General features: G+C 61.0%; 9 protein-coding genes, 1 tRNA gene and 1 pseudogene. 6 read left to right on the forward strand and 5 right to left on the reverse strand.

All coding sequences use genetic code 11. The annotated features are described in order from the left end of the window. Nucleotides 1-54: 54 nt before the first annotated feature. Complete coding sequence (locus tag ACMZ6R_RS11735; RefSeq protein WP_416111603.1) at nt 55-711, reverse strand: DedA family protein; 657 nt, start codon at nt 709-711, stop codon at nt 55-57. A gap of 131 nt (nt 712-842) precedes the next feature. Between ACMZ6R_RS11735 and ACMZ6R_RS11740 the strand changes: the two genes are divergently transcribed. Next, on the forward strand, nt 843-2,126 hold the full coding sequence (locus ACMZ6R_RS11740) for an RsmB/NOP family class I SAM-dependent RNA methyltransferase (RefSeq protein ID WP_416111605.1): 1,284 nt from the start codon (nt 843-845) through the stop codon (nt 2,124-2,126). Between the two features lie 21 nt (nt 2,127-2,147). Then, entirely contained in the window at nt 2,148-3,008 is an 861-nt protein-coding gene (locus ACMZ6R_RS11745; protein ID WP_416111607.1) for a class I fructose-bisphosphate aldolase, read from the forward strand. 65 nt (nt 3,009-3,073) lie between these two features. Here ACMZ6R_RS11745 and ACMZ6R_RS11750 read toward each other — a convergent pair whose 3' ends face one another. From ACMZ6R_RS11750 to ACMZ6R_RS11760, 3 genes are all read right to left on the reverse strand, one after another. After that, on the reverse strand, nt 3,074-5,182 hold the full coding sequence (locus ACMZ6R_RS11750; RefSeq protein ID WP_416111609.1) for a SpoIIE family protein phosphatase: 2,109 nt from the start codon (nt 5,180-5,182) through the stop codon (nt 3,074-3,076). 77 nt (nt 5,183-5,259) lie between these two features. Next, complete coding sequence (locus tag ACMZ6R_RS11755) at nt 5,260-7,107, reverse strand: chloride channel protein (RefSeq protein ID WP_416111611.1); 1,848 nt, start codon at nt 7,105-7,107, stop codon at nt 5,260-5,262. A gap of 15 nt (nt 7,108-7,122) precedes the next feature. After that, nucleotides 7,123-8,061, reverse strand: coding sequence for a bifunctional riboflavin kinase/FAD synthetase (locus ACMZ6R_RS11760; RefSeq protein WP_416111613.1), 939 nt, complete (start codon nt 8,059-8,061; stop codon nt 7,123-7,125). A gap of 177 nt (nt 8,062-8,238) precedes the next feature. Here ACMZ6R_RS11760 and ACMZ6R_RS11765 point away from each other — a divergent pair. Both ACMZ6R_RS11765 and ACMZ6R_RS11770 read left to right on the forward strand, forming a co-directional pair. Further along, nucleotides 8,239-8,325 (forward strand) — tRNA-Leu (locus ACMZ6R_RS11765). A 302-nt stretch (nt 8,326-8,627) separates the two neighbouring features. Beyond that, a complete protein-coding gene (locus tag ACMZ6R_RS11770) occupies nt 8,628-9,860 on the forward strand; it encodes a tyrosine-type recombinase/integrase (protein WP_416111615.1) in 1,233 nt (410 codons plus the stop codon). Between the two features lie 151 nt (nt 9,861-10,011). Here the strand turns inward: ACMZ6R_RS11770 and ACMZ6R_RS11775 are convergent. Continuing rightward, nucleotides 10,012-11,219 (reverse strand): annotated as a pseudogene (locus tag ACMZ6R_RS11775) (IS3 family transposase). A 287-nt stretch (nt 11,220-11,506) separates the two neighbouring features. Here ACMZ6R_RS11775 and ACMZ6R_RS11780 point away from each other — a divergent pair. Together ACMZ6R_RS11780 and ACMZ6R_RS11785 are read left to right on the forward strand one after the other, a co-directional pair. Next, nucleotides 11,507-11,866, forward strand: coding sequence for a hypothetical protein (locus ACMZ6R_RS11780; protein ID WP_416111617.1), 360 nt, complete (start codon nt 11,507-11,509; stop codon nt 11,864-11,866). Beyond that, nucleotides 11,859-12,116: a hypothetical protein gene (locus ACMZ6R_RS11785; RefSeq protein WP_416111619.1), complete on the forward strand. Its 258-nt coding sequence runs from the start codon at nt 11,859-11,861 to the stop codon at nt 12,114-12,116. Before ACMZ6R_RS11780 ends, ACMZ6R_RS11785 begins: the two co-directional genes overlap by 8 nt. The last annotated feature ends 163 nt before the right edge of the window (nt 12,117-12,279 follow it).

Genomic DNA, 12,279 nt, shown 5'->3' on the forward strand with positions numbered 1-12,279 from the left:
GGCGGGAACCCCTTTTTTCCAAAAAAGGGGTTCCCGCCCCCCCAGTTCCTCCTCCTACTCCGCCGCTTCGGCGGCGGCGCGGCGGCGGTGGCGGATGTATTCGATGATGCCGGGCAGGATGGAGATGAAGATGACGGCGATGATGGCCACGCTGAAGTTACGTTTGATGAAGGGCAGGTTGCCGAAGAAGTAGCCGACGTAGACGAAGATGCCGACCCAGAGGATTGCGCCGCTGATGCTGTAGGCCAGGAATTTGGCGTAGGTCATGCGGGCGATGCCGGCGACGAAGGGGGAGAATGTGCGCACGATGGGCACGAACCGGGCCAGGATGACGGTTTTGCCGCCGTGGCGTTCGTAGAAGGCGTGGGCGCGCAGCAGGTATTCTTTTTTGAAGAACCGGGTTTTTTCCCGTTCGAACACGGCCGGGCCGACGCGGCGACCGATCCAGTAGTTGACGTTGTCGCCGAGGAAGGCGGCGGCCACGAGCAGCAGGAAGATGATGTTGGGGTCGAGCACGCCCGCGCCGCACAGGGCTCCGGTGGCGAACAGCAGGGAGTCGCCGGGCAGGAATGGGGTGACCACGAGTCCTGTCTCGCAGAAAATGATCATGAAGAGGATGAAATAGGTCCACGTGCCGTAATCGGTCGCGATGATGCTTAAGTGCTTGTCAACATGCAGTACGATGTCGACGAGTTGCAGAAGAAAGTCCATGCGGGCTCCTTGTGGCGTAATGGGAGAGGCCCTTGCATAGGCGGCCGGGGGGTATTTGGCAAGAGGTATGGGGGGGGCGGCAAGCGCGACGGGGCTTTTCAAGGCCCGGGGCGCGCTGTAGGTTGACCGCCATGTCGCAGAGCGATCCCGCCCATAGAGATGATGCCCCCGCGAGGGCCGGCCGCAGTTTTCGTCTGGTCTGCCCGGCCCAGGACATTCCCCTGGTCGAGGCGCTTTTGGCCGCAACCGGCCATCATGGCCAGCCGGAGCCTTTTTCGCCCTGGTGCAGGCGGCTTGCCGACGAGCCGATGCCGCTGGGGAGTTCGCTGGCCGCCCGGTTCGGCTATATCCACATCCAGGACCGCTCGTCCATGTTGCCGCCGCTGTTGCTCGATCCGCCGGCCGGGGCGCGGGTGCTCGACATGTGCGCCGCGCCGGGCGGCAAGACCGGTTTTCTGGCCCAGCTTGTGGGGCCGACGGGGTTTGTCCTTGGCAACGAACCTTCCCCGGACCGTCTGGCGACGCTGCGCCAGACGCTTTCGCGGGAGAATCTGGCCAACACGGCCACCTGCGCCCAGACGGACCTGTCGTCGTATTTTCCGGAGGGGGCGTTTACCCACATCCTGCTCGACCCGCCGTGCAGCGGCTGGGGCACACTGGATAAAAATCCCCAGGCGGCGCGGATCTGGAGCGGGGACAAGGTCGCGCCGCTTATCGCCCTGCAGCGCAAGCTTTTGGAAACGGCGGCGCGGCTGCTGGCTCCGGGCGGGCGGTTGCTCTATTCCACCTGCACCACCAATGTCGCGGAAAACGAGGACCAGACGCGTTTCGCCCTGGACCATCTGGCCCTTGCGCCGTTGCCGCTGACGCCCCCGGAAGGATTTGTGTTCGAGGCGCCGCGCCGGGACGACGTGTCGGGCGTGTTGCGGGTGGACAGCCGCGCCTCGGCGGCCCAGGGATTTTACATGGCGCTTTATGAAAAGACCGGCGGCGCGGTGGCGGTCGGGGCGGACGGGGAACTGCCCGGGACGCCGGTGCCGGAGAAGGCGCTTGTCGCGGCCGGTTGCGACCCTGCCGGTCTGCCGCCGGGGACGGTCATGGCTTTTGGCGACAAGGCATTTTTTCTGCATGCCGGCGCGGCGGTCATTCCGGACCGGCTGCGCTACCAGGGATACCAGGTGGGGACGTACCGTTCGGGCGTTTTCCGGCCCCTGGCCAGGGCGAGAGTGCTCCTTTCGCGTTGGGTTTTCGGAGTGGGGTTGAACGAGGACGCGCTTTGCCGTATCGAGGCGCTCCTGGCCGGCCAAAGCCTGCCGGCGGGGGAACTGCCGGTGCGGCCGGGCCTTTTTTTTCGTGGTCTGCCGCTGGGGTTTCTCGCTCGCAAGGGCGCGCGGCTCCTGTGGTCGGACAGGTAACACTTTTTTCCTGGAGGATGCATGCACGGCAGCGATCGCAAACTGGCGCGACTTTTTCACCCCCGGACCGGCAAGACGGTCATCGCGCCCCTGGATCATGGGGTCATGGAAGGGATGCTTTCGGGCCTTGAGGATCTGTCGCGGCTGATCGAGCTGGTGGGTGAATTTCCCGTGCAGGGCGTGATGCTCAACAAGGGGGCCATGCGGACGCATCTGTGCGAGCTGCCGCTGTACGCCATGGCCGTGGCCCAGCTTTCCGGCGGCACGCGTCACTGTCTGCCGCCCTATGCCCGCAGCCTCATGTGCGGCGCGGCCGAGGGGTTGCGCCTCGGCGCGGACATGGTGGCGGTACAGGTCAACATCGCCAACGAACTCGAGGACCGGATGCTGGCCGACATGGGGGCCATCGTGGACGAGGCGCACGGCCTTGGCGTGCCGGTCCTGGCGCTCATCGCACCCAAGGGCGAGCGGGTGGTCAACGAGAACGACCCGAGCCTTATAAACCACTGCATCCGGCTCGGGGCCGAGCTTGGCGCGGACATCACGGGCGTGCCGTATTCCGGGGATGCGCGCAGCTTTGGCCGGGCGGTCGGCGCGTCGAGCGTGCCGGTTGTGGTGACGGGCGGGCCTTCCCGGGCGGAATTTAAGAGTTTCGCGTCCATGGTGGCCGAGGCGCTTGCCGCCGGCGCGGCGGGCACGTGCATCGGGCGCAACGTCTGGCAGCATCCCAACCCGCGCGAGGCCTTGCGGCGCGTCGTGGAGCTGGTGCACGGGACCGAGGAGCTGGAGGCGGCCGAAGCGGCCCTGGCCGCGGTCCGGGAGGCCCGTCTGGCAGCCGAGGCGGGGGATGGCGAGGCCCCGGGCGACGTGGCCGGGGATTGACTCCGCGCGGCCGGGGGGCGGCATTCTTTGATCGGCCGGGACATCCCGGCCTTTTTTTCGGGCTGTTACACCGTGGCCTTGATGACCACCAGCGTCACGTCGTCTTCCAGGTGCTCGCCGGCTTTGAATTCCTTTAAGTCCGCCACCAGCGCGTTGACGATGACCGAGGCCGGCCCGTGGGCCTCCCGCCGTACGACCTGCTCCATGCGCTCCTTGCCGTACATGGCGTCCTCGCCGTTTCGGGCCTCGTGGATGCCGTCGGTGAAAAGCACCAGCACCTGCCCGGGGGCAAGCCACGGCCGCCGCGATTCCTCGTATTGCCACTTGGCCATGGCGCCGAGCGGAATGCCGTTGCCCATAAGCTGCTCGAAGGAGTCCGTGCCCGGATCGTAGAGCATGCCCGGATCGTGGCCGGCCCGGCACCAGACGAGTTCGTGGGCGGTCTTGTCCAGGCGCAGGAAAAAAAGCGTGATGAACCGGCCCGTCATCTGGGTGTCCTGGCACAACAGGTCGTTGACTTCGGTGAGCAGGTCTCCCGGGCCCGGCCGGTCGATGGCCCGGCCACGTAACAGCGCTCGGCCCGTGGCCATGAAAAGCGCCGCCGACACGCCGTGTCCGGTCACGTCGCCCACCACGATGTCGGCATGGGCAGCGTCGTCCTGGGCGAATTCCAGAAAATCGAAATAGTCGCCGCCGGTCTCGTCGCAGTAGAGGCTCAGCGCCGACACATCCATGCCGTCCATGGCCGGCGGCCGACCGGGCAACAGGTTTTGCTGCACCTCCATGGCCAGGTTCATGTCGTTTTTGAGCTTCACCCGTTCGAGGAGCTGGGGGGCCATGTCGTTGAACGCCCGGCCAAGATCGCCCAGTTCGTCGTTTCCCCGCACCGGCACCCGGGCCGAAAAATCCCCGGTGGCCAGCTTTTCCGCCGCCGCCGCCAGCTCCTTGACCGGCCGGGTGACGGTCTTGGACGCGGACAGGGCGATGACGACCACCACACCCACGGCCGCCAGAACGAACCAGCCGATATCCTTGAGCATGCTCTCGATCGAGGTGAGCACGCGCTGCTCGGCCCGTCTGGCGTCGGTGACCACCACCGACCGGGGCGCGGCCAGGGCCACGGCTAGTTGTTTGTCGCGAATGGGCGCATAGGCGAAAAGCGTGTCCCGGCCCTTGTAGTCGAGCCGCCGTACCCCGGACCGGCCCGCTTCCAGGTCGGCGATGACGGCGGCCAGGGCGTCCCCGTGCGGCGAGTCGATGCGTTCGAGCTCCACCGGCGCGGTCCAGTCCTTGGTCTTCTGGGTATAGTCGCGGCAGGCCACGACCACGAGTTCCGGCTGGCCGGAAGCGGTCTTGCGGCTGACCGAGACCACCATGGACTGCATCTTGTCGCTCCAGGCGTTGGACAGGTCGCTTTCGAGAAACAGATCGCCCATGGGGATGTCGAGGCCGGCGACGCCGAGCACCTTCCCGCTCGGCGCGCGCAGGGCCAGGGCCAGGGTGGCCAGCACCTGGCGCGTGACGGCGTCGGTCATGATGTCCCAGGTGATGCCGTGCGACGTGGCGGCGTTTTGATACCAGGCCCGGCGGCGGGGATCGTAGTCGGCCGGGTAGCCGCCGTGGCCGGGATAGGCGCAGTGCAGCCCCGAGGCCAGACCCACGTAGCCGAAAAGCATGAGCTTTTTGTGGCGCGCGAAAAGAGTGCGGTAAAAGGGCAGCATGTCGGAGAGCGCCCGCATCTGCGGCAGGGCTTGCTCGCGCGAGAGCCCGGGGGCGAGGTGGAAGGCCAGGGCGTCGTAGCTGGCCGAAACGTTCGTGCCGGGAATCTCGGTCAGGGTGGCCTTGGGCACGACCCCGGCGTCGAAATCCTTGTCCAGATACAGGGGGGGGATGGGCTTTTCCCAGGCGGCTTCCCGCAGGTCCCGGGCGGCCTCGTTCACGGTCAGGGCCAGGGAGGTTTGCAGGAGGTCGAGGGTGTCGGCGAAGTTTTCGCCCAGCATGTCGGCGGTCTGGCGCAATTCCTTGCCGGCATTGACTTCCAGGGCCATGGCCGCGCGTTCGGAAAGCTCCCGGCCCAGCCGGTCGGTCTGTCGCCAGGCGTAAAAACCCAGGGCGCACAAGGGTGTGACGACCATCACCAGCAGGAATACACAGAATTTCGAACGGATTCGCATGTGCCGCTCCCCGGGTCCCGGTTGCTGGAAACCTGTCCGCGTGCCCTTTCCCCGGCGGATACGCCGGCGGCAGACGATCAGTCTTCCTTTTTGAGTTCCTTAAGCGTCTTGGAGTAGGCCGTAAACACGTGCTGGCGGCCGAGCATGCCAAGCACCGTGTTGGGCTTGTCCGAGGCCACCACGGGCAACTGGCTCAGTTCCGTTTCGATAAAAAGCATCACCGCGTCGTACAGCGACATGTCCGGATGGATCACCACCACCGGCCGGGCCAGTTCGCCGACCAGGACCAGGTTGTGCAGGCATTCCTCGAACAGCACGTTGCGCACGTCCTGCAGGGCCAGGATGCCGGTGAGCACCCCTTCGCTGTTTTTGACCGGAAAGACCATGGCGCTCGTGCCGGAGATGATGTGGGCCAGGGCTTTCAAGGTGACGCTGTCCTCGAGGATGGTGGTTCGGCTCGGGGTGAAGACGCTCGAGACCGGCACGCCCTCGAGGATGTTGTTGGTGGCGTCGGCCACGTGGGCTGGGGAGGCGAACTTGTTGTCCACCTGGTTTTCGTAGAGGTGGATGTCGTCGCAAAGGACGAGCGCGATGGCCGAGCACAGCATGAGCGGCGCCAGCAGGCCGTAGCCCTGGGTGATCTCGCAGACCATGATCAGCGGGCCGATGGGGGCATGGGCCACGCCGGCGAAAAAGGTGGCCATGCCGACCATGGTGTAGCCGCCGGGCTGGGAGACGATGTCCGGGCGCAGCCAGTGCCCGGCCTGGCCCACGATGCCGCCCGCCGCGCCGCCCAGAAACAGGGCCGGGGCGAACATGCCGCCGGAAAGCCCCGAGCCCATGGTCAGCGACGTGGCCAGCACCTTGCCGAAAAAAAGTCCCACCAGAAACGTCAGCCCGATCTGCCCGTTGACCGACAGCTCCAGCCAGCCGTAGCCGCCGCCGAGCAACTGCGGATAGTACATGCCCAAAATGCCCATGCCGAGCCCGCCGAGCACCATGGACGGCGTCCAGCCGAAGCGTTTTTGGATGGCACCGAACACCTTGAACTTCATGAAGAAGAATGTGCCGAGGAAAAACCGGGCTCCCAGCGAGACGACAATGGCCAGGACCAGGTAGAAGGGCAGCTCCATGGGGTTGTCGAAGACGTAGCGCGGGGTATGGAGGATCGGGGCCACGCCGAAGAAAAAGGAGAAAAGCGTGTGGGCCACCACGGACGAGACAACGGCCGGCAGCAGCGCCTCGGCCTCGAAGTCCTCGGAATACAGCACTTCCACGGCGGTGATGGCGCCGCCGAGGGGGGCGCGGAAAATGGCCCCGAGTCCCCCGGCCGCGCCGGCCAGAAGCAGGATGCGCCGCTGGCGGGTGGTCAGGTGCAGGAGCCTGGCCAAAAACGAGCCCAGTCCCGCGCCGAGCTGGGAGATGGGACCTTCCTGGCCGGCCGAGCCGCCCGAAGCGATGGTGCAGATGGCCGTGGCACCCTTGATAATCGGCACCAGGGGTCGGATGATGCCGGATTTCTTGTGGAAAGCCCGGATCATGGCATCGGTGCCGTCGGTGACGCCGCTCATGGCCTCGGGAATGAACTTGGTCGCCAGCAGGCCGGTAATGAGCCCCACGCTGGTGGTGAAGACCGGGATGAGCCAGGGCCGGTAGGGGCCGGGCAGGGTCTGCTCTATGGCCTCGCCGGCCGGGTGGGGCAGGGACAGCCCGGCCAGATCCACCTGGAGGAAGTTTTGCAGTTTGTCGAGGCCGAGGAAAAACAGCACGGCCAGGGTGCCGGAACCAAGGCCGGCGACGACCCCGAGCACCAGCCAGCGCATGAGGCTGATGCGGGTGTAGCGGCGGGTGAGGCGTCGCCAAAAGATACGGGGACGGCGGAAAATCGAGGGAAGGGATCGTTTTTGCGCTGGGGTGACTTCCATGCGTGCAGCTTTCGGTCAGGGCCGGGCATCGGGCGCGGCCAGGATCATCCGGGCCAGCCCGATGTCTTCCCGTATACGGGCGGCCAGTTCGTCGGGACCGGAGAATTTTTTCTCGGAGCGGATGCGCTGCACGAAATGGACCCTTATGGGCTCTCCGTAAATCTTGCCTTTGAAATCGAGGATATGGGCTTCCACGGACATTTCGAATTCCCCGAAGGTGGGGTTTTTGCCGATGTTGGCCACACCCGGCCGGATCACGCCATCGACCTCGACCCATACCGCGTAGACGCCGGTCAGGGGCACGAGTTCGTCCTTGAAGGACAGGTTGGCGGTGGGAAAGCCGAGTTTGCGGCCGCGTTTCTGGCCGTGGGCCACCAGCCCGCGCACCTGGTGGAACCGGCCGAGCAGGGGGCGCGCGTCCCAGACCTGTCCGGCCTGGACCATGTCCCGTATGCGGGTGGAGGAGACCACCGCGCCGTTGATGATGACCGGATCGAGGCGTTCGACGGTAAAGCCCAGGTTCTGGCCGAGGGCGGTGAGCAGTTCGAAGTTGCCCCGCCGGCCCTTGCCGAAGGCGTAGTCGTAGCCGATGACGAGGTGGCGCAGGCCAAGCCCCTCGACCAGGGCCTCGCGCACGAAGTCCTCGGGCTCGCGGGCGGCCAGCTCGCGGGTAAATGGCAGGACCACGGCCACCTGGATGCCTTCCTTCTCGATGCATTCGAGCTTTTGCTCGGTGGAGGTGATGGCCGGCGGGGCGGCGCTGCCGAGCAGCACCTGCCGGGGATGGGGATCGAAAGTCAGGGCGACGCTGACCAGGGAGGCGGCGGCGGCCCGGTCGCACACCCGCTGGAGTAATTTGGCGTGACCCATATGCACGCCGTCGAAATTACCGATGGTCAGGCAGACGCCGCTTAAGGCTTCGTGGATATCCGCGATGCGGGTGACAACAATCATGAGGGTGATCCGGTGGGCAATTGTGGTTGCGCCGTGCCCGCGGCACGTCCGGTGCTACCCCAAAAGAGAGGCGGCTTCAACCGGGGAGATTTCCCCGTCCAAATGAAAAAATGCTGGGGAACGTCATTTTTTGCTTGCCAAGCCCGGCCCGCTTTTATAAAAGCTGTCTTCCGCACTGCCGAAGTGGTGGAATTGGTAGACACGCTAGGTTCAGGGTCTAGTCCTCGCAAGGGGGTGGGAGTTCGAGTCTCCCCTTCGGCACCATCTGAACATCCAACGCAGTCCGAAATAGTCCAAAAGACCGCGAAATTCTTAAGAAACCGGGCGAGAGATCGTCCGGTTTCGTCTTTTGTGGTCCGTTGACGTCCTGACCTTTTGGGGGCACATGATGGGGCATCTGTCGTGTGTCCCTTGCTTTTGGGGGCACTGAAAACGAGATCGTGGGGGCATGTGAAGGGAAGCTTACTGGCCCTTGGGTTTGCTGGCGATGGCGATGCCCCCAAAAAAGGGCTGTTCAGGATTCGCCAGCCGACCGTAAATGCCCCCATGGAATGGAGAGTGCCCCCATGCCGAAAAAGGTTGTGCCACTGACTGATGCGGGCGTGAGAAACGCCAAGCCCCGGGCCAAAGCCTACAAGATGGCGGACGGCGGTGGCCTGTATCTGGAGGTGTTGCCAACAGGTGGGAAGTCCTGGCGCTTTAAGTACAGGTTTGATGGTCCGGAAAAACGATTGGTGTTTGGTTTGTGGCCTGACGTGACCTTAAAGCGGGCGCGGCAGTTGCGCGAGGAAGCTCGTTCCTTGGTGGCTGCCGGCATTGACCCAGGTGTAGCCCTCAAGCAGGAGAAGGCCAAGGCTCTGGCCGACGCCGTGACTTTTGAGAAGGTGGCCAGGGAATGGTTGGCAAAGACCAGCCCAACGTGGAGTGCCTCGCATGCTGAAAAGATGATCAAGCGTTTTGAGAAAGAGCTATTCCCTTGGCTTGGTACCCGTCCCATCCGTGAAATTATGCCCACTGAGTTGCTGGCTGTCATTCGTCGTATTGAAGCCCGTGGGGCCAATGATACAGCTAGGCGCATGTTGCAAAGTAGCGGACAAGTATTTCGCTATGCTGTTGCATGTGGTCTTGCTGAACGAGATATTTCTACTGATTTAAAAGGAGCTTTGAAACCTCGAAGTGTAAAACATCACGCATCTATCACTGATCCAAAAGAAGTGGCTAGATTACTTAGGTGTATTGATGATTATACAGGATCTTTTGTTGTTCGGTGTGCATTGCGCATCGCTCCACTTGTTTTTGTCCGTCCTGGTGAGTTGCGACAAGCGGAGTGGGGTGAGTTTGACTTTGACAAGGCTGAATGGCGCATCCCAGCCGAACGTATGAAAATGAAAGAACAACACATTGTGCCCCTATCCAGGCAAGCTCTTGCCATATTGAAGGAGCTGTATCCTCTGACGGGATCAGGACGTTATGTGTTTCCTGGTCGAGGAGCAGGTGTGCGCCCAATGTCAGAGAATACATTGAATGCTGCTTTGAGGTACTTAGGTTTCGATAAAACGGAAATGACATCCCATGGTTTCCGCTCTATGGCTAGCACACTGCTTAATGAAATGGGATATCCGCCAGATGTTATCGAGCGCCAGCTTGCCCATGGGGAGCGCGACACTGTTCGCGCTGCCTACAACTTCGCACAATACCTGCCCGAGCGTCGCAAGATGATGCAAACATGGGCTGATTACCTGGATACGCTTAAGGCTGGTGTAAAGGTGACGCCGATTCAACGCGCTGCTGGTGTTTAAGGCGTCCCTACAATTTTTGAAAGCTTCGAATTAAATCAGCTGGGTTCCACGTATGACAAATGCTAGTTGGCCTAGATATCTCTCTGCCACTGAGGTAGAGAGTCTCTTGGTGTAGCGGTCTAGGGTTTCTTGGACAGTTTGGCCGCGAAAGTTAGGCGGCCTTGGTGACCTCGGCCTTGTGCTGCTCCCTGACCTGCGCCGGCGAACGATAGCCATGCCGGCCGATGCGCCACTGCCGGTTGTAGACTTCCTTGAAGGCCAGGAGCGCCAACCGGAGTTCCTCGACCGTGTCGAAGCTGCGAACCCAGAGAAGATTTTCCTTGAGGATGCGGACAAAACGCTCGGCGATGCCGTTGCCTTGCGGCTCCCTCACGTACGACGCCGAATCCTTTATCCCCAGAAACTTGATTTCATTCTGAAAATCGTCCGCGATGAACTGGCTACCGTGATCATGCCGCAAAGTCAGTCCCTTGGCGACGTCCCTACCGAACGCTCCGAAACTGTGGCGGACCCCCTGGCGGATCGGTTCCAATGCCTCGAAACGCGTGCCCCGTTTGGCGGCGTGGATGCCGACCACCTCCAGGGAGCAATGATCGATAGCGAAAAATATCGCGGCATTACCTTCCTTGGTCGTCAGCGTCGTGGTCATGTCCGTGCCCCACATCTCGTCCACTCGGGAGGTCTTGATCGTTCCGTCATGGGCCTTTGGACCGTGCGGATGGCCGATGCGTGTGGGGGCGAGCCAGTTGTTTTCGCGCATCAGGCGCAACGTCCGGGTCGGGGACGTCCGGATGCCCTTGCCCCGCAGGCCGGCCCAGATCTTCCGGTAGCCTTCTCCGGGAAACGGACGGGACGCTATCTCGGCCTTGATCTGTCCGGCCAGTGCGGCATCACTGTGAAATCCTTGAGGCCCACGACGCCGGCCTGCCCCCTTCGGCTGCTGCCGTTGCCAATACACGGTGGAGCGCGGCAGGCCCCAGATGCGGCAGACGCGCGCCAGGCCGTAGGCTTTTCCTGTGGAGATCAAGGTGGCCCGGCTCACTTCCTCGACCTCCGGAGTGCCAAAGGGCGATTCTGCTCCATACGGGCGATCTTCTCCCGAAGCAGTTCGTTTTCCATGGCCTGTTCACCGATCTTTTCCCGCAGACGGCCGACTTCGATGGATTCCTTGACCGGAAGCGGCTTCAGGCCGACCTCTCCTGCCTCCAGGAAGGTGTCGCGCCACTGCGTCAGCGCCGCCGCCGTCACCCCGATATCCCGGCTCACCAAGTCAATGTCCTCTCCGCGAAGAAGCCGCAGAACCGCTTGGACCTTGTGCTTCGCCCAAAATCGTTTGGGCGTTCCTCCTTCAATCCCCATCCGACACCTCCTCGACGACCTCCATAGTCGCCCAAGTTGGTGTCCAAGAAAACCCTATCCCGATCCAAATGTTAGAATTGATGTCTACTTTTTATTTTTGACCTTGTTATACAAGTTCGATCCAGCAACCACGGTCGTCTAAAAAGGTCCAGGTACGTATACTTTTGTGGACATTAGAGATTCGGCAAAAGAAGATGAGGGGGGGCTATCCACATAAAATCAGTATGATATATAGGAGTGCTTGACATTTGATTTGTTTTGGTCTTTTTTTAAAAAAGGAGTGTTAAATGCATAAAACTATTTTTTGCACGGTGTTATTTATTGCCCTTTGCTGTTTGGTTGGTTGTGGCTCATCAAGTAGTGATAATCCTAATGCTAAGCCAGAACCAATCGTGAATACGTTCAATAACGTTCACCTTTTTCAGCCTTTGCCTGATGATATAAAAAATAATAATACTGGAAATACTTCTTTTAAAGGATATGCTCAGTATCGCCAGGACGCTTTTAAAATGCAACTGGTCCCTTTTTTGGGAAACAGTGTTGAAACGATAAAATATAATTTTGACCAAAATGATGGACTGGTCAAAAATATAAATATTTTAGTTAAAAACGAATCTGTTGATTCGCTTAAAAAAAAGTATGATTAAAAAATTCGGTGTTCCACAAAAAAATTGCAAGAGAACAATGGTTCTTGATGATGGTAAATCCATTGCATTTAATTTGTCGAGGTGGGTTGACGATAAATATACACTTGAGTTAGGTGCAAAGGAAGATAAATCATCTGGATTGTCTTGGGTTAATATTCAAACAAATGAGTATCGCCAGCAGTCTGATGCTAATCAATTGAACCAGAAAGGCGTAAAAAATATTGCTACAGAATGTAGTGATTTTAAGTAGCTTTTGTATAAGCATTGCAAGCGCAAAAGCCTCTATAGCCTTGGGGCTTTTGCGCTTTTTAAGGTTCGGTTCGTGATCGTTTCGGTCAGATTTTAAGTATTTGCCTAGTTAAGGCTCCGGTCGAAATGCAAGCAATGATGAGGACCGGTGTCAATTTTAAAGC

Origin of the sequence: Solidesulfovibrio sp. C21 (genome assembly GCF_047785625.1) — a bacterium.
GTDB lineage: Bacteria > Desulfobacterota > Desulfovibrionia > Desulfovibrionales > Desulfovibrionaceae > Solidesulfovibrio.

Excerpts from the sequence above, each read along its gene's own strand:
- ACMZ6R_RS11750 (WP_416111609.1), bottom strand. The coding sequence starts at position 5,182 with ATGCGAATCCGTTCGAAATTCTGTGTATTCCTGCTGGTGATGGTCGTC.
- ACMZ6R_RS11780 (WP_416111617.1), top strand. The coding sequence starts at position 11,507 with ATGCATAAAACTATTTTTTGCACGGTGTTATTTATTGCCCTTTGCTGT.
- ACMZ6R_RS11745 (WP_416111607.1), top strand. The coding sequence starts at position 2,148 with ATGCACGGCAGCGATCGCAAACTGGCGCGACTTTTTCACCCCCGGACC.
- ACMZ6R_RS11770 (WP_416111615.1), top strand. The coding sequence starts at position 8,628 with ATGCCGAAAAAGGTTGTGCCACTGACTGATGCGGGCGTGAGAAACGCC.
- ACMZ6R_RS11740 (WP_416111605.1), top strand. The coding sequence starts at position 843 with ATGTCGCAGAGCGATCCCGCCCATAGAGATGATGCCCCCGCGAGGGCC.
- ACMZ6R_RS11785 (WP_416111619.1), top strand. The coding sequence starts at position 11,859 with ATGATTAAAAAATTCGGTGTTCCACAAAAAAATTGCAAGAGAACAATG.
- ACMZ6R_RS11760 (WP_416111613.1), bottom strand. The coding sequence starts at position 8,061 with ATGATTGTTGTCACCCGCATCGCGGATATCCACGAAGCCTTAAGCGGC.
- ACMZ6R_RS11735 (WP_416111603.1), bottom strand. The coding sequence starts at position 711 with ATGGACTTTCTTCTGCAACTCGTCGACATCGTACTGCATGTTGACAAG.
- ACMZ6R_RS11755 (WP_416111611.1), bottom strand. The coding sequence starts at position 7,107 with ATGGAAGTCACCCCAGCGCAAAAACGATCCCTTCCCTCGATTTTCCGC.